Source organism: Pantoea sp. Ft-CA_14 (genome assembly GCF_024520875.1).
Classification (GTDB): Bacteria; Pseudomonadota; Gammaproteobacteria; order Enterobacterales; family Enterobacteriaceae; genus Pantoea; species Pantoea agglomerans.
In genome coordinates this window covers 226,871-243,461 of sequence record NZ_JALNPM010000006.1, presented here as the reverse complement: position 1 = coordinate 243,461, position 16,591 = coordinate 226,871, and the positions used below count along the sequence as shown (strand labels likewise).

Annotated in this window: 15 protein-coding genes and 1 tRNA gene; 2 read left to right on the top strand and 14 right to left on the bottom strand. The window is 55.7% G+C overall.

Annotated elements, in window-relative coordinates; all coding sequences use genetic code 11:
* Nucleotides 1–18 precede the first annotated feature (18 nt).
* Genes nadD through leuS form a run of 4 tightly spaced genes read right to left on the bottom strand, consistent with a single transcriptional unit; the run spans nt 19 to nt 4,880 of the window.
* Nucleotides 19–663, bottom strand: coding sequence for a nicotinate-nucleotide adenylyltransferase (gene nadD, locus NR195_RS12060; protein ID WP_256844556.1), 645 nt, complete (start codon nt 661–663; stop codon nt 19–21).
* Nucleotides 656–1,687, bottom strand: a complete 1,032-nt coding sequence (gene holA / locus NR195_RS12055) for a DNA polymerase III subunit delta (RefSeq protein WP_154209650.1) — start codon at nt 1,685–1,687, stop codon at nt 656–658. Before holA ends, nadD begins: the two co-directional genes overlap by 8 nt.
* Nucleotides 1,684–2,283, bottom strand: coding sequence for an LPS assembly lipoprotein LptE (gene lptE / locus NR195_RS12050; protein WP_010258965.1), 600 nt, complete (start codon nt 2,281–2,283; stop codon nt 1,684–1,686). Before lptE ends, holA begins: the two co-directional genes overlap by 4 nt.
* A gap of 14 nt (nt 2,284–2,297) precedes the next feature.
* The gene (gene leuS / locus NR195_RS12045) at nt 2,298–4,880 is read right to left on the bottom strand and encodes a leucine--tRNA ligase (RefSeq protein ID WP_256844555.1); all 2,583 of its coding nucleotides are present in this window, start codon (nt 4,878–4,880) and stop codon (nt 2,298–2,300) included.
* 222 nt (nt 4,881–5,102) lie between these two features.
* Between leuS and NR195_RS12040 the strand changes: the two genes are divergently transcribed.
* Complete coding sequence (locus tag NR195_RS12040; protein WP_010258963.1) at nt 5,103–5,585, top strand: zinc ribbon-containing protein; 483 nt, start codon at nt 5,103–5,105, stop codon at nt 5,583–5,585.
* A gap of 58 nt (nt 5,586–5,643) precedes the next feature.
* Here the strand turns inward: NR195_RS12040 and NR195_RS12035 are convergent, their stop codons facing one another.
* The 9 genes from NR195_RS12035 to miaB all read right to left on the bottom strand — a co-directional run bounded on the left by NR195_RS12035 (nt 5,644) and on the right by miaB (nt 15,062).
* The gene (locus NR195_RS12035) at nt 5,644–6,369 is read right to left on the bottom strand and encodes an amino acid ABC transporter ATP-binding protein (RefSeq protein WP_010258962.1); all 726 of its coding nucleotides are present in this window, start codon (nt 6,367–6,369) and stop codon (nt 5,644–5,646) included.
* Nucleotides 6,370–7,047 carry a glutamate/aspartate ABC transporter permease GltK gene (gltK, locus tag NR195_RS12030; RefSeq protein ID WP_010258961.1) on the bottom strand — a complete coding sequence of 226 codons (678 nt, stop codon included), beginning with the start codon at nt 7,045–7,047 and terminating at the stop codon, nt 6,370–6,372.
* Nucleotides 7,047–7,787 carry an amino acid ABC transporter permease gene (locus tag NR195_RS12025; protein WP_010258960.1) on the bottom strand — a complete coding sequence of 247 codons (741 nt, stop codon included), beginning with the start codon at nt 7,785–7,787 and terminating at the stop codon, nt 7,047–7,049. The genes gltK and NR195_RS12025 overlap by 1 nt, the downstream gene beginning before the upstream one ends.
* A 280-nt stretch (nt 7,788–8,067) precedes the next feature.
* Nucleotides 8,068–8,964 carry an amino acid ABC transporter substrate-binding protein gene (locus NR195_RS12020; protein WP_010258958.1) on the bottom strand — a complete coding sequence of 299 codons (897 nt, stop codon included), beginning with the start codon at nt 8,962–8,964 and terminating at the stop codon, nt 8,068–8,070.
* Between the two features lie 440 nt (nt 8,965–9,404).
* Nucleotides 9,405–10,928, bottom strand: a complete 1,524-nt coding sequence (lnt, locus tag NR195_RS12015; protein WP_064689945.1) for an apolipoprotein N-acyltransferase — start codon at nt 10,926–10,928, stop codon at nt 9,405–9,407.
* A gap of 4 nt (nt 10,929–10,932) precedes the next feature.
* Nucleotides 10,933–11,814 carry a CNNM family magnesium/cobalt transport protein CorC gene (corC, locus tag NR195_RS12010; RefSeq protein WP_008925004.1) on the bottom strand — a complete coding sequence of 294 codons (882 nt, stop codon included), beginning with the start codon at nt 11,812–11,814 and terminating at the stop codon, nt 10,933–10,935.
* A gap of 82 nt (nt 11,815–11,896) precedes the next feature.
* Nucleotides 11,897–12,370: an rRNA maturation RNase YbeY gene (ybeY, locus tag NR195_RS12005; RefSeq protein ID WP_256844554.1), complete on the bottom strand. Its 474-nt coding sequence runs from the start codon at nt 12,368–12,370 to the stop codon at nt 11,897–11,899.
* The gene (locus NR195_RS12000) at nt 12,367–13,428 is read right to left on the bottom strand and encodes a PhoH family protein (RefSeq protein WP_010258952.1); all 1,062 of its coding nucleotides are present in this window, start codon (nt 13,426–13,428) and stop codon (nt 12,367–12,369) included. The genes ybeY and NR195_RS12000 overlap by 4 nt, the downstream gene beginning before the upstream one ends.
* A 209-nt stretch (nt 13,429–13,637) precedes the next feature.
* Nucleotides 13,638–15,062, bottom strand: coding sequence for a tRNA (N6-isopentenyl adenosine(37)-C2)-methylthiotransferase MiaB (gene miaB / locus NR195_RS11995; protein WP_256844553.1), 1,425 nt, complete (start codon nt 15,060–15,062; stop codon nt 13,638–13,640).
* 172 nt (nt 15,063–15,234) lie between these two features.
* Here miaB and ubiF point away from each other — a divergent pair, with 172 nt between their 5' ends.
* The gene (gene ubiF, locus NR195_RS11990) at nt 15,235–16,407 is read left to right on the top strand and encodes a 3-demethoxyubiquinol 3-hydroxylase (RefSeq protein ID WP_256844552.1); all 1,173 of its coding nucleotides are present in this window, start codon (nt 15,235–15,237) and stop codon (nt 16,405–16,407) included.
* Between the two features lie 107 nt (nt 16,408–16,514).
* Here the strand turns inward: ubiF and NR195_RS11985 are convergent.
* Nucleotides 16,515–16,589, bottom strand: a tRNA-Gln gene (locus NR195_RS11985).
* Nucleotides 16,590–16,591 lie beyond the last annotated feature (2 nt).

The following is a 16,591-nucleotide window of genomic DNA, read 5'->3' as shown; positions in this document are numbered from 1 at the left end:
TAGTATAGCATGCCCGGATCAGTCGCGATATAAGCCTTCGCGGTCGATATAATCGATAACCGCAGCGGGCAACAGATCGTCGCAGGACTGATTCTGGTGGCGACGGCGGCGAATTTCAGTGGCCGAAATGTCATAGAGAGGGGTGTCCGCCAGCCAGATATGGCCTGCGGGCTGCTGATGCAGCTGCCGGATATCCTGAGCGAGGTGTTGCTCAAGCCAGCGCTGCATGTCAGGCGAGTCGAACCGGGTCGGATAGCCGGGGCGCTGGCACACCAGCAGATGGCAGAGTGACAGCAGATCCTGCCAGCGATGCCATTTTGATAAGCTCAGCAATGAATCCTGACCAATAATAAATCCCAGCGGCTGCTCTGCACCGCGCTCGGTGCGCCAGGCTTCCAGGGTGGTCACGGTCCAGGACGGCGTGTCGCGTTCCAGCTCCCGGGTATCGATCTCAAACAGCGGCAGGTCGCGGATAGCGCAGCGCAGCATAGCAACCCGCTGGGCAGCGCTGGCTTCCGGTTGCGGACGATGCGGCGGCACATTGTTGGGCAGCAGCGTCACACGCTGCAGGCCGGTCTGTTGCGCCAGCGCTTCGACCGGGCGCAGATGGCCAAAATGAATCGGATCAAAGGTGCCGCCAAACAGTGCGTGTAACTCAGACATGGGCAAAGCTCGTCGGAAAAGCACGACTGCTGAGCAGCAGCGTCAGGGTCTGTAACTGCGGCCACACCGGCTGTCCATAATCCTGCTTCAGGGTGATCTCAATCTGACTCAGCAGATGAATGGCGCGTTGCAGACGCGTGGCATCCAGTCGTTGCAGCGCGTCGGTAAACAGCGCGCGGCGGTTCTGCCAGATGCGCTGCTGATCCATCAGCGTACGCAGCGGCTGCGCTGTCTGGTGGCGTTGCAGATGCAGCAGCGTCAGCAGATCACGCTGCAGCGTACGCAGCAGTATCACCACTTCGCTCTCTTCTTTCTCCAGCTGATGCAGAATATGCAGGGCGCGGCGGCTTTTTCCCGCCAGCAGGGCATCCACCCAGTGGAAAGGAGTAAAGTGCGCGGCATCACTGACCGCCTCTTCAACCCGGGGCAGGGTCAGCTTGCCGTCGGGCCACTGCAGCGAGAGTCGCTCCAGCGCCTGCGCCAGCGCCAGCAGATTGCCTTCATAGCAGTAACACAACAGCTGCACGGCCGCGTCATCCACCGATAATTTCAGCGCCTTAGCGCGATTAACGACCCAGCGTGGCAGTTGCGCCTGTTCAGGCGTCTGACAGGGCACCAGTACCGCAGAGGCGGACAACGCTTTAAACCAGGCGCTGTTTTCCTGCGCTTTGGTCAGCTTCGCCATCCGGCAGATCAGCAGAATATCGGCGTGCAGCAACTGCGACAGCTTAACCAGCTGTTCTGACATCGCGGCGTTGGGGCCATTATCGGGGAATTGCAGCGTCATGGTCTGACGCTGAGCAAACAGACTCAGTGACTGGCAACTGACGAACAGGCTCTCCCAGTCAGTCTGTGCATCCAGCGTAAAACTAAAATGTTCTTCGAATCCCTGCGCGGTTGCGGCGACGCGAATCGCATCTGAACTTTCCTGCAGCAGCAGCGGTTCGTTACCGGCTAACAAATAACAGGCGCGCAGCCCCTCACGGAGCTGCGCGCTGAGTTGCTCAGGATAAATCCTGATCATTGCAGGCTGGTAGCAGAGGAAGTGGGCGCTTCCTGTGAACCCTGACCCGGCACCGGAATCACTGACGCCGGTAAGGTCTCTTTGCTGTTGATCTGCGCGGCGTGTACCGTCAGCAGTTTACGTACCAGCTGTTCAGCAGCACGCTGACGCATCTCCTGCGTAATCAGATCCTGCTCGGCATCTTTTGCCAGCGCAGCGTTCGGGTTATCGAAGAATGACCGATAAACCGTGGTGCTGATAGGATAGATACCTTTGCCCGGCAGCAGCACCTGCGCCGTGAGGGTCATCACCAGCTGATACTCGGCAGTGGTGCCGCTGATAAAGACCGAAGCCGTGTTACGGCCCGAGGATTCAGGCCCCAGGCGCAGCGTCGGAATATCGGTGCGATTCTGTTTGCTGTCTTCAACAATTTTGACATCGTTGATACGCAGCTGCTGACGCACAGTACGCGCCAGCGGCCCATAAGGATCGCCGGTTGAAACAATCAGGGTTTTCAGTTCGCTGGGCACCTGAGTGGTGCCGCGCGGATGAAAACCACAGCCAGCGGTGATCACCACCGCCAGCATGACAAACAGCCTGATAATCGGATGTCGCACAGTTCCTCCTGAACTTAACCTACGACCAGGTTAAGCAGTTTGCCCGGTACATAAATGACTTTACGGATAGTCACGCCGTCCAGATACTTCGCTACCAGATGCTCCTGCGCAGCGCGTGCCTGAACCTGTTCCTGTGTTGCATCGGCTGGCACGGTGATTTTACCGCGCACTTTACCGTTAACCTGAACCACTACCAGCAGCGAATCTTCAACCATAGCGGCTTCATCCGCAACCGGCCAGCTCGCTTCATCGATAGTGCCTTCGCCACCCAGCGTCTGCCACAGAACATAGCAGGCGTGCGGGGTAAACGGATAGAGCAGACGGACGATGGCCAGCAGCGCTTCCTGCATCAGGGCGCGATCCTGCTCGCTTTCCTGCGGGGCGCGTGCCAGTTTGTTCATCAGCTCCATGATCGCCGCAATGGCGGTGTTGAAAGTCTGACGACGGCCAATATCATCCGCCACTTTGGCGATGGTTTTGTGCAGATCGCGACGCAGCGATTTCTGCTCGTCATTCAGGCTCTCCACATCCAGTGGCACGGTCGCACCTTTCTGTGTATGCTCGAAGACCAGCTTCCAGACACGTTTCAGGAAGCGGTTCGCCCCTTCAACGCCCGACTCCTGCCACTCCAGCGTCATATCCGCCGGTGAAGCAAACATCATAAACAGACGCACGGTATCCGCGCCGTAACGCTCAACCATCAGCTGTGGGTCGATGCCGTTGTTTTTCGACTTCGACATTTTGCTCATGCCCGCGTAGATCACTTCGCGGCCCTGCGTGTCTGTGGCTTTAACAATGCGGCCTTTCTCATCCCGCTCAACCTCAACGTCAACCGGTGAAACCCAGTTACGCTCGCCGTTGGCACCAAGGTAGTAGAAGGCGTCAGCCAGCACCATGCCCTGGCACAGCAGACGTTTGGCTGGCTCATTGGAGTTCACCAGGCCCGCGTCACGCAGCAGCTTGTGGAAGAAGCGGAAATACATCAGGTGCATGATGGCGTGTTCAATACCGCCCACATACTGATCGACCGGCAGCCAGTAGTTTGCCGCAGCCGGATCCAGCATGCCTTCCTTGTAGCTGGCGCAGGTATAACGCGCGTAGTACCAGGAAGACTCCATGAAGGTGTCAAAGGTGTCGGTTTCACGCAGGGCTGGCTGGCCGTTTACCGTGGTTTTAGCCCACTCCGGATCCGCTTTGATTGGGCTGGTAATGCCATCCATCACCACATCTTCCGGCAGGATCACCGGCAACTGGTCTTCTGGTGCAGGCATAACGGTGCCATCTTCCAGCGTCACCATCGGGATAGGGGCACCCCAGTAGCGCTGACGGGAGACACCCCAGTCGCGCAGGCGGTAGTTCACTTTACGCACGCCCACGCCTTTTGCCGCCAGCGAATCCGCAATGGCGTTAAAACCGGTGGCGTGATCCATGCCGTTAAACTCACCTGAGTTGAACAGCGCACCTTTGTCAGTCATCGCCGCGATGCTGACATCAGGAATGGAACCATCCAGATTCAGGATGACCGGCTTAATCGGCAGATCATATTTAGTGGCAAACTCCCAGTCGCGCTGATCGTGCGCCGGAACCGCCATCACAGCGCCGGTGCCATATTCCATCAGTACGAAGTTGGCAACCCAGACCGGGATAAGCTCGCCGGTCAGCGGATGAACAACAGACAGGCCGGTCGCCATGCCTTTCTTCTCCATGGTCGCCATATCGGCTTCGGCCACTTTGGTATTGCGGCATTCAGCGATAAAGTCAGCCAGCGCCGGATTATTGACCGACGCCTGGGTCGCCAGCGGATGGCCTGCGGCAACGGCAACATAGGTTGCGCCGATAAAGGTATCCGGGCGGGTGGTGTAGACGGTGACCTTCTCTTCGCTGTCAGCCACATCGAAGGTGATTTCGACACCTTCAGAGCGGCCAATCCAGTTACGCTGCATGGTTTTGACCTGCTCAGGCCACTCTTCCAGCGTATCCAGGTCGTTCAGCAGCTCTTCCGCATAATCGGTGATTTTGATAAACCACTGCGGGATCTCTTTACGCTCAACTTTGGTGTCGCAGCGCCAGCAGCAGCCGTCAATCACCTGCTCGTTCGCCAGCACCGTCTGATCGTTCGGGCACCAGTTCACGGCAGAGGTCTTTTTATAGACCAGGCCTTTTTCATACAGTTTGGTAAAGAACCACTGTTCCCAGCGATAGTACTCTGGCTGGCAGGTTGCCAGTTCACGACTCCAGTCATAGCCAAAGCCCAGCAGTTTGAGCTGGTTTTTCATGTAGGCGATATTGTCGTAAGTCCACGGGGCCGGAGCGGTGTTGTTTTTCACCGCAGCGCCTTCCGCAGGCAGGCCGAAAGCATCCCAGCCAATCGGCTGTAGTACGTTTTTGCCGAGCATACGCTGATAACGCGCGATTACGTCGCCGATGGTGTAGTTACGAACGTGGCCCATGTGCAGGCGGCCAGAAGGATAGGGCAACATGGAGAGGCAATAGTATTTCTCTTTACCTTCCTGCTCAGTCACTTTAAACGTTTCGTTTTCATCCCAGTGCTGCTGCACACGGGATTCAATTTCTTCCGGGCGGTATTGCTCTTGCATGGCTGCCTGTGGTCCTTTATGAAAAACATTTTTCTGGCTCTAAGATCCGCATAGCATACCCATAAGGCCGCGTATCAACAACACTTCCCACTTTTGCCGGCACGATTTCTGCCGAAAGCGTCAGAGCCTTCACCCTTTTGTAATTCACTGTACAGACGACACGGCAAAAGCAACATTACGACTAAACTTAGTTCAGCGAGGGTCTGCATAAAGGAGAACAAAATGAATAAAGTGGCTCAGGAATATCGCGAGTCGTTAGCCGTATTGACTGAACGTCTCCGTCAGGGCGATCGTAACCTTGATGAGCTGATTGCCGGGCGACGAAGCCAGTTGCTGGTGCGCGATGATATGACGGAACAGGAGATTGACCAGGCGCTCAGCTCAGTGCGCCGTGATCTGGGCGAGTTTGCACGCAGCTACACCGATGTGGAAGAACCGCTGGCGGACTCACTGTTTATGCGCATCATCCGTGAGAGCGTCTGGAAAGAGCTGGCGGATATCACCGATAAAAGTCAGCTGGAGTGGCGAGAGGTCTTCCAGGATCTGCATCATCACGGGGTTTATCAGAGTGGGGAAGTGGTGGGGCTGGGCAATCTGGTCTGTGAGAAATGCCAGTTCACCCGGGCAATCTACACGCCTGAAACGCTGTCACGTTGTCCGGAATGCGGCAATGACCAGTTTCAGCGTCAGCCTTTTGAACCCTGATAGTGCGGCGTAGCTAAATGAAGCGGGCCACCCTGGGTGACCCGCCTGTTCGTCAGGTTTAGTGCAGGATTTTTGCGAGGAAATCTTTAGCGCGCTCAGACTGTGGGTTATTAAAGAAGTCATCTTTGTTGGTGTCTTCGATAATTTTCCCTTCATCCATAAAGATCACGCGATTGGCAACCTTACGGGCGAAGCCCATCTCATGGGTCACCACCATCATCGTCATCCCTTCCTGTGCCAGTTCAACCATCACATCCAGCACTTCGTTGATCATTTCCGGATCCAGCGCGGAGGTGGGTTCATCAAACAGCATCGCGATAGGGTCCATGCAGAGCGCTCGCGCAATCGCCACACGCTGCTGCTGACCGCCTGAGAGCTGGCCGGGAAACTTCTCAGCATGGGCGGAAAGACCCACACGCTTCAGCAGCTTCAGCCCTTTATCGCGGGCTGCCGCTTTGTCGCGCTTCAGCACTTTCACCTGCGCCAGAACCAGGTTGTTGATAATGCTAAGATGCGGAAACAGCTCGAAGTGCTGGAACACCATCCCGACCTGGCTGCGAAGCTGCGCAAGATTAGTCTTTTTGTTATTCACCTCGGTGCCGTTCACCGCAATCACGCCCTGCTGAATCGGCTCAAGGCCGTTCACCGTTTTGATCAGCGTTGATTTACCGGAGCCGGACGGGCCGCACACCACCACCACTTCACCGGTTTTGACGTCGGTTGAGCAGTCGGTCAGCACCTGAAAGTGACCATACCACTTAGAAACATTTTTCAGGCTAATCATTTAAACCGTCCTTTTTCTTTTTAGATAGCTGACCAACAGCGATGCGCTCAGGCTGATAACGAAGTAGACAAGACCTGCAAACAGAACCATTTCAACCTGGGTGCCATCACGCTCACCAATGGTGGATGCGGTACGGAAGAAGTCCGCCAGGCTTAAGACATAAACCAGCGAGGTATCCTGGAACAGCACGATACCCTGCGTCAGTAACAGCGGAACCATGGCGCGAAACGCCTGTGGCAGGATGATCAGTCGCATTGCCTGCCACTGCGTCATGCCCAGCGCCAGAGCCGCACTGCCCTGTCCACGCGAGATACTGATGATGCCGGCGCGAATAATTTCAGAGTAGTACGCCGCTTCGAACAGCGAAAAGGCGACCATGGCTGAAATCAGTCGGATATCCGTTTTGGGCGACAGCCCCAGCACCTGCTGCAGAAAACTCGGCACGACCAGATAGAACCACAGCAGCACCATAACCAGCGGCACCGAGCGGAACAGGTTGACGTAAATTTTAGCGAACCAGCTGATAGGCTTAAACGTCGACAGGCGCATCACCGCAAGCAGTGTGCCCCACAGGATGCCGAAGACCACGGCGGTAATCGTGATCTTAAAGGTGATCACTAAGCCATTAAGCAGATAGGGCAGGCTGGGTGTAATCGAACTCCAGTCAAACTCGTACATTACTTGCCTCCCGCATTGCCTGGCAGCCGGACTTTGCGCTCGACCAGACTCATCAACAACATAATCACCAGGTTAATCGCAACGTAGGCCAGCGTAATGGCGGTAAAGGATTCATAGGCGTGGGCAGAATAGTCGAGCAGTTTGCCCGCCTGCGCCGCCATATCGACCAGACCAATGGTGGAGGCGATAGCGGAGTTCTTCACCAGGTTCAGCATTTCCGAGGTCATCGGCGGCACAATCACGCGATACGCATTCGGCAGCAGTACATAGCGATAGGTCTGCGGCAGGGTTAAGCCCATCGCCAGACCGGCATTCTTCTGTCCACTCGGCAGTGACTGAATCGCTGCGCGCACCTGCTCGCAGACGCGGGCGGCGGTAAACAGGCCAAGACAGATCATCGAGGAGAGGAAGAACTGAATGTTGGGATCCAGCTCAGACTTAAACCACATGCCAAGCTTTTCGCCCACCAGCTCGGGCGCCACCAGATACCAGAAGAAGAACTGGACGATCAGTGGGATGTTACGAAACAGTTCGACATAGCAGGTGCCAATGGTCGACAGCAGGCGATTAGGCACGGTGCGCAGAATGCCGAAAAATGAACCCACACAGAAGGCGATAATCCAGGCGCAGCAGGAGACGGCAATTGTCACCTGAAAACCGGACCACAGCCAGCCGAGGTAGGTCGTGTTACCGAACGGGGCCTGTTCGAGGAATATGCCCCAGTTCCAATCGATACCCATAACGAGCTCCGGAAAAAAAGGGTAGCTAAGCTACCCTGAAGATTGATGAACGGCGTTTTATTTCCTGACTCAGGGGAACGACCCGTGTCAGTCTGTCTGTCCATGCCGCGGTTTCAGCAATCGAGAGGGCAGCCAGGCCGCCCTTGTTATACCCGTCGTCTTTCAGGCTGCATTTTTGTTGGCTACATTCACTCACCCGAATCACTTACCGGAGCAGGCTCATCGGGAGTCATTTTTCTGCTGCCTCAATGCAATCTGAAATCCATTGGGTATTTTTTTGTTAATTCAGTGCTTTATCATTTGGTGTTTTGAACAGCGCTTTCATGTCATCAGAGAGCTCAAAGTTCATGTTCAGGTTCTTTGGTGGAATCGGCTGTTTGAACCAGGTGTCGAACCATTTTTCTGCCTGGCCAGAGGTCTGAGCTTTAGCAATGGTTTCATCCACCAGCGCTTTGAACTGCGGATCATCTTTACGCAGCATGCAGCCATAGGCTTCTTTTGACTGTGGCGTGCCCAGAATTTCCCAGTTGTCCGGCTTTTTGGCTTTGGCGCGTTCGCCTGCCAGCAGGGCATCATCCATCATAAAGGCCACGGCACGACCGGTTTCCAGCGTACGGAAGGAGTCACCGTGATCTTTTGCGCTGATGATGCGCAGATCCAGTTTCTGTTCGTCGTTGAGTTTGTGCAGCAGCACTTCAGAGGTGGTACCTGAGGTCACCACTACGGTTTTGCCTTTCAGGTCAGCGAAATCTTTGATCGGGCCATCTTTCTTCACCAGCAGACGGGTGCCGATAACAAAAATAGTGTCTGAGAAGGCGGCCTGTTTCTGGCGCTCAAGGTTATTGGTGGTCGAGCCACACTCATAATCGTAGGTGCCGTTTTGCAGCAGCGGAATACGGTTTTGTGAGGTGATCGGGATCATTTTGACCTGCAGATCAGGCTTGTTCAGCTTTGCTTTAATCGCTTCAACGATGGCGTTTGAGTAAGCCTGTGAGTAGCCGACGACTTTTTGCTGGTTGTCATAATAAGAAAAGGGAACTGATGATTCGCGATGCCCGACCACAATGACGCCATTGTCATTGATCTTCTTCAGGGTGCCGCTGAGATCTTCCGCCTGGGCCGCTCCCGCCGCTGCGCTGATCAGCAGAAGAGATAATGCCACTTTGCGTAGTTGCATGTTCCAACTCCTTCGTATGAAAAAGGCACAGGATATAACCTGCGCTGATTATGATGTTGTGTCTGTTTTCTGCTGCGTTTCTGCTCATTCTGCGGTTTAAACGGGCGCAGAAGAGTCATTAACATAGCGGATTGTTAACGCAATGAAACAAAAAAGTTTCTTTTTTGCGAGGTGATACGCACCAAAAAAAGGCAATTTTTTCACCCTGCGCGTTAATGGTGCAGCAGCGTCAATTGTTTTGGTGCAACCCGCCCGGCATCAGCGCCTGCAATCAGCCTGTTTGCGAAAAGCAGTGAAACATTTTGCAATCATCGTGCCAGAAAGAGGTTATGGGTTAGAAAGACAGCAGAGTGTGCGGCGTGGGGAGTGAAAAAAACCGGAGAGTCACAATGAAAAAGGCGAAGCACGTGCTTCGCCTTCAGTGAGCACAGTAGGGGAGGTTATCGACGACGGCGCAGGAGTGCTATCACCGCCGCCAGCAGCGTCAGTGACCATACTGGCCAGATGCCAGCCCGCGCATACGGGGTTTCTCCCTGCGTTGGCGTAACCTTGCTGGTCAGCACATCACGGGTAAACTGCGGCAGCATGGCTTCCACATCACCACTGGCATTGACCACTGCAGTCACACCATTATTGGTGCTGCGCAATAGCGGACGTCCCAGTTCCAGCGCACGCATCCTCGCCATCTGGAAGTGCTGCCATGGGCCGATAGAGTGACCAAACCAGGCATCGTTCGAAACGGTGAGCAGGAAGTTGGTGTCAGGATGGAAGTTGGCCCGCACCTGTTCTCCCAGCACGATCTCATAACAGATGGCGCTGGTCAGGTTATAGCCCGCCACGCTGAGTTGCGGCTGGAGGTAGTTGCCACGACTGAATGCCGACATCGGCAGATCGAAGAACGGGGCCAGCGGACGCAGCAGATCGGCCAGCGGCACAAATTCGCCAAACGGCACCAGGTGATTCTTCTGGTAACGATTGCCGCTGAAGTAGTTGTACGGCGCTTTACCGCCCAGCACGATTACGGTGTTGTAATCGTGATAACGGTTCTGCTCCAGCCGGGAGTCCACAATGCCGGTGATCAGCGAACTGCCGCGCTCACGCAGTTCGTCATCCAGCGAACGCAGGAACGGCTGCTGATTACTCTCCAGATCGGTAATTGCCGATTCAGGCCAGATAATAATCGGCGCTTTGCCCATCAGCGGCTGACTCAGACCGTTGTAAATGCGCAGGGTAGTGAGCAGCTGCTGCGGATCCCACTTCATCGATTGCGGGATGTTTCCCTGCACCAGCGCCACCTCGACGGCCCGCTCGGGCATCGGCTGAACCCACTGGATGTAGCGCAACGGCCATGGCAATGCCAGCAGCAGCAGCGCTGCTCCCAGACTTCTGACGTTGCGCTGTTGCAGGGCATAAGCCAGCAGGCCAGCCACCACCATCAGCAGGAAGGTCAGCGTCTCTACGCCCGCCAGCGGGGCCAGGCCTTTTAACGGGCCATCGATCTGGCTGTAACCAAACTGCAGCCACGGAAAGCCGGTCAGCACCCAGCCGCGCAGGAACTCGGTGATTTGCCACAATGCCGGTGCCGCCAGCGCCAGGCGCCACAGCGTCGTTCGCGGCCAGATGCGATTCAGTACGCCGGCAAACAGCGCCGGGTAGATCGCCAGATAAGCCGCCAGCAGCGCCACGATAAAGACATTGACCGGGCCAGGCATGCCGCCAAAGGTGGCGACACTGACATAAACCCAGTTGATGCCACTGCCGAACAGACCTAAACCCCAGACAAACCCAATGGCGCTGGCCTGCGGGCTGGAGCGGTTAAGAGTCAGCAGCTGTAAGCCGCACAGCGAGAGCAGTGCGGCGGGCCAGAAATCGTAGGGAGAAAAGGCGAGGGTGCCAAGTGCACCCGTTATTAAAGCCAGCAGCAGGCGAACCCGCTGACGCGGGTAGAGTGAGGCTAAAGCCATAGACTTATTCGTCTTCCAGTTGAGGTTGTGGCGAATTTTCCGGAATAGTCACGTGAACCTGGATGATGCGGCGGCTGTCAGCCATCGCCACCTTGAACTGGTAACCCTCAATCTCGATGCTTTCACCGCGAGCGGGCAGATGACCGAAGCCCTGCATCACCAGACCACCGATGGTGTCGACTTCATCGTCACTGAACTGGGTGCCAAACACCTCGTTGAAATCTTCAATGGCGGTCAGTGCACGCACGGTAAAGGTGTGACGGTTGAGCTGACGGATATCACGATCTTCTTCGTCGTCATACTCATCTTCAATTTCACCGACGATCAGCTCCAGGATGTCTTCAATGGTCACCAGACCGGAGACACCGCCAAACTCATCAATGACGATCGCCATGTGGTAACGCTGGGAGCGGAACTCTTTCAGCATCCGGTCGACACGCTTACTTTCAGGCACAACCACCGCAGGACGCAGCACTTTCTCAATGCTGAAAGGCTCAGATTCGCTGCTCATAAACGGCAGCAGATCTTTCGCCATCAGAATCCCTTCCACATGATCTTTATCTTCGCTGATCACCGGGAAACGAGAATGGGCGGATTCGATAATGACATCCAGACACTCTTCGAGGCTCTGATTACGTTTCAGGGTGATCATTTGCGAGCGCGGGATCATGATGTCACGCACGCGCTGCTCCGCAATATCCAGTACCCCTTCGAGCATGTCGCGGGTGTCCTGGTCAATCAGCTCTTTGTTATTCGAGTCGCGGATCAGCTCCAGTAGCTCATCACGGCTTTTTGGTTCACCGTGAAAGAGTTGGTTGATCAACAGGGAGAAAAATCCCTTTTTACTACTGGGTGCATCGCTGTTTTGAGAATGGTCGTCGCTCATGGCGGTTTTTATAGATCTCTCTGGTGAGGAATAGGTGCTGTCAGTAGCCTGTACTGACAGCAGGATTGACTGAATTCAGGATTCAGGCGTCTTCTTTCTCCGAAATGTACGGATCAGGATACCCAAGAGCAAGCATTATCTCGGTCTCCAGCCCTTCCATCTCGTCCGCTTCGTCGTCTTCAATATGGTCGTAACCCAGCAGATGCAGCGTGCCGTGTACCACCATATGTGCCCAGTGGGCTTCAGCGCTTTTACCCTGTTCAGCGGCTTCCTGCTCAACGACCTGGCGGCAGATGATCAGATCGCCCAGCAGCGGCAGCTCAATGCCCGGCGGTGCTTCAAACGGGAAAGAGAGGACGTTGGTCGGCTTGTCTTTGCCGCGATAAGTCAGATTAAGCTCATGACTCTCCGCTTCATCAACCAGACGCACCGTAACTTCGCTTTCGGGCTGAAAAGGGGTGACAGCCGCTGACAGCCAGCGATGAAACTGGCTTTCATCAGGCAGGTGAGCGGTGTTGTCACAGGCGACCTGCAGGTCGAGAATCACCTCGCTCATTTGCTCTCCTGCGTGGCGCTCTGTGCAGCCAGTGCTTCACGTTTACGCTCTTCGGCCTGCTGGTCACGACGGGTCTGATCGGCCGCTTCCCAGGCTTCATAGGCAGTGACAATGCGGGCAACTACCGGATGGCGCACCACATCTTCGCTGTGGAAGAAGTTGAAGCTGATCTCTTCAACGTCCGCCAGCACCTCAATGGCATGACGCAGGCCTGACTTGACGTGACGCGGCAGGTCAATCTGGGTAACGTCGCCGGTAATCACCGCTTTAGAGTTAAAGCCGATACGCGTCAGGAACATCTTCATCTGCTCGATGGTGGTGTTCTGGCTCTCATCAAGAATGATAAACGCATCGTTCAGGGTACGACCACGCATGTAGGCCAGCGGGGCGACTTCAATGACGTTGCGCTCCATCAGCTTTTCCACCCGCTCGAAGCCGAGCATTTCGAACAGCGCATCGTAGAGCGGACGCAGATAAGGGTCGACTTTCTGGCTCAGATCGCCTGGCAGAAAGCCGAGCTTTTCACCCGCTTCGACGGCAGGGCGGGTCAGCATGATGCGGCGAATCTCCTGACGCTCCAGCGCATCCACTGCCGCGGCTACCGCCAGATAGGTTTTACCGGTACCCGCCGGGCCGACACCAAAGGTGATATCGTGGTCGAGCACATTAGCGATGTACTGGGCCTGGTTTGGAGTGCGCGGCTTGATCACACCGCGCTTGGTCTTGATATTGACCGCTTTACCGTACTCCGGCACACTCTCAGCGGTTTGCTCCAGTACCCGGCTCTCTTTGATCGCCAGGTGAATCTGATCAGGCTCGATATCCGGGATGTCGCCACGCACAGGCGCGGTATCGACATAGAGGGTTTTCAGAATATCTGCTGCGGCATTGACGCAAAGTGGACGTCCTGACAGCTTAAAAACGTTGTCGCGACGATTGATCTCAATGCCCAGACGACGCTCAAGCTGTTTTACATTATCGTCGAAAGGCCCACACAGGCTCATCAGACGACGGTTATCAGCCGGTTCAAGGGCGATTTCACGAGTTTCGATATTCAAACGAATCCTTTGGGTCACTCAGGGCCAGTTATGGGATGTGTCTGACGCACCGTTAAGCTTAACCGGATGCACCATAACGAAATTATTTATGCCGTAACGCCTGGGCGCAAGCTTATGGAGAGATATTTGGGCGACACTTTCAGAAAGCAAGTGGTGCAAAGTGAAATTGGCGGCAACGCGATGCGCGCTGCCGCACAGTAAAGCAGGCATCACGGCTGGAACAGACTCACGCCGATTTCATTTTCTTTACGGGTACGGGCGATCACGGACGCCGGGCTTTCCGCCATGCGCAGCCCCATCTCTTCTTCAGTACGCACCAGTTTGCCGCGCAGCGAGTTGGTGTAGACATCAACAATCTCAACATCCACAAAGCGGCCGATCATTTCAGGCGAGCCTTCGAAATTCACCACGCGGTTATTTTCGGTGCGGCCAGAGACTTCCATCACGTTCTTGCGGGAGATGCCTTCCACCAGAATACGCTGCACTGTGCCCACCATGCGGCGACTGATCGCCTGCGCCTGCTGGTTAATGCGGTCCTGCAGGATCCACAGACGCTGCTTTTTCTCCTCTTCGCTGACATCATCCGGCAGGTCAGCGGCGGGCGTGCCGGGACGGGCAGAGTAGATAAAGCTGAAGCTGACGTCGAAATTGATCTCGGCGATAAGCTTCATGGTCTGCTCGAAATCCTGCTGAGTTTCGCCGGGGAAACCAATGATGAAGTCAGAGCTGATCTCAATATCCGGGCGCGCCGCGCGCAGCTTGCGGATAATCGCCTTATACTCCAGCGCAGTATGAGCACGCTTCATCAGCGTCAGAATACGGTCTGATCCACTCTGAACCGGCAGGTGCAGGAAGCTCACCAGTTCCGGCGTATCGCGGTAGACCTCAATGATGTCATCGGTGAACTCAATCGGGTGGCTGGTGGTGAAGCGAATGCGGTCGATACCGTCGATGGCGGCGACCAGGCGCAGCAGCTCAGCGAAGGTACAGATTTCACAATCAAAGGTGGCACCACGATAGGCGTTAACGTTCTGGCCAAGCAGGTTAACTTCACGCACGCCCTGCGCCGCCAGCTGAGCGATCTCCAGCAGAATGTCATCGCTGGGACGGCTCACTTCCTCGCCACGGGTGTAAGGCACCACACAGAAAGTACAATATTTGTTGCAGCCTTCCATGATGGAGACAAAGGCAGTCGGGCCGTCTGCGCGCGGTTCCGGCAGGCGATCAAATTTCTCGATTTCCGGGAAGCTGATGTCGACCACCGGGCTTTTGGTGCCGCGCACGGTGTTGATCATCTCTGGCAGGCGGTGCAGTGTCTGCGGACCAAAAACGATATCCACGCAGGGCGCACGCTGGCGGATATGATCCCCTTCCTGCGACGCCACGCAGCCGCCCACGCCGATAATCACATCCGGGTTGCGCTCTTTGAGTTTTCTCCAGCGTCCCAGCAGGTGGAATACTTTCTCCTGCGCTTTCTCACGAATAGAACAGGTGTTAAGCAGCAGAATATCCGCCTCTTCAGGAACCTCGGTCAGCGTATAGCCGTGCGTACTGTTCAGCAGATCAGACATCTTGGATGAATCATACTCATTCATCTGACATCCCCAGGTTTTGATATGCAGTTTTTTTGTCATCGCGCTAACCATTGATTCAGTGCAGTGAAGTGCGGGGCGCGTATTGTAATGCTTTGATGCTGTTGTGACCAGCCTCAGGGCTTTTCTGCCAGCAATCCGGTTTTCCGGTACACTTTGCTTTATTCAGACCCGTGTTGCGCAGGCTGGCGGGAATAAGAGAGGGACATAAGCAATGCAGGATAATCAGTTTGATGTAGTGATTGTTGGCGGTGGCATGGTCGGTGCGGCGCTGGCCTGTGGACTGACGCAGCAACATTTTCGCGTTGCGGTGATTGAGCGTGCCGAACCCGCGCCTTTTGATGCCGACAGCGATCCCGATCTGCGAATTTCGGCGATTGGCTCATCCTCGGTGGGGTTGCTGAAGCAGCTCAACGTCTGGCCACGGATAGAGGCGATGCGCAGCGCGCCCTATCGCAGGCTGGAAACCTGGGAGTGGCAGACGGCGCAGGTGAGTTTTGATGCGGCCTCGCTGGGACTGCCTGAGCTGGGCTTTATGGTCGAGAACAGCGTGCTTCAGCGGGCGTTATGGGAGGAGATGCAGTCGCTGGGCGTGACCTGCTATTGCCCGGCCACACTGGAGAACCTGCAGCCAGAAAATGGCGGCTGGCGCATCGACCTCAACGACGGCGTTGCCTTACACACCCGCCTGGTGGTTGGGGCTGATGGCGCGAACTCTCAGGTGCGACAGATGGCCGGGATTGGTATTCATGGCTGGAGCTATGCGCAATCCTGTTTACTGATCAGCGTGACCTGCGAACATCCGGCAGGCGATGCGACCTGGCAGCACTTTACGCCTCAGGGACCGCGCGCATTTTTACCGCTGTATGGCAACCGGGCCTCGCTGGTCTGGTATGACGCGCCTGCAAGAGTCCGTCAGCTACAGGCGATGCCGATGGCCCAGCTGGAAAAAGAGATAGCCAGCCACTTCCCGGCGCGGCTGGGACGTTTTAAAGCCCATGCGGCGGGCGGCTTCCCGCTGGTGCGGCGTCACGCTTCACGGTATGTCCTGCCAGGACTGGCGCTGGTCGGTGATGCCGCGCATACCATTAATCCGCTGGCCGGGCAGGGCGTGAATCTGGGCTATCGCGATATTGATGCGTTGATTAATGTGCTGGTCAGCGCACGCGGTGCGGCGGAGGATTGGGCATCCGAGCGCGTATTGCAGCGCTATCACCGGCAACGTCGTAAAGACAATATGCTGATGCAGGGCGGCATGGATCTGTTCTATTTTGCCTTCAGCAATCAGCTGGCACCGCTGCGGTTTGCACGTAATCTCGGATTGATTGCCGCCGAACATTCCGGGGTACTGAAGCGGCAGGTATTGCGCTACGCGCTGGGGTTATAGCAGATTGCGCATGTCGGCTCGCCGCACGGCGGGCCTGCAATCAGGAAATCAGGAAGGGGAACGACAAAAACAACAAAGCCCGCAAAAGCGGGCCAGGTTGTGCAATTTGGCTGGGGTGCAGGGATTCGAACCCCGGAATGCTGGTATCAGAAACCAGTGCCTTACCGCTTGGCGACACCCCAAT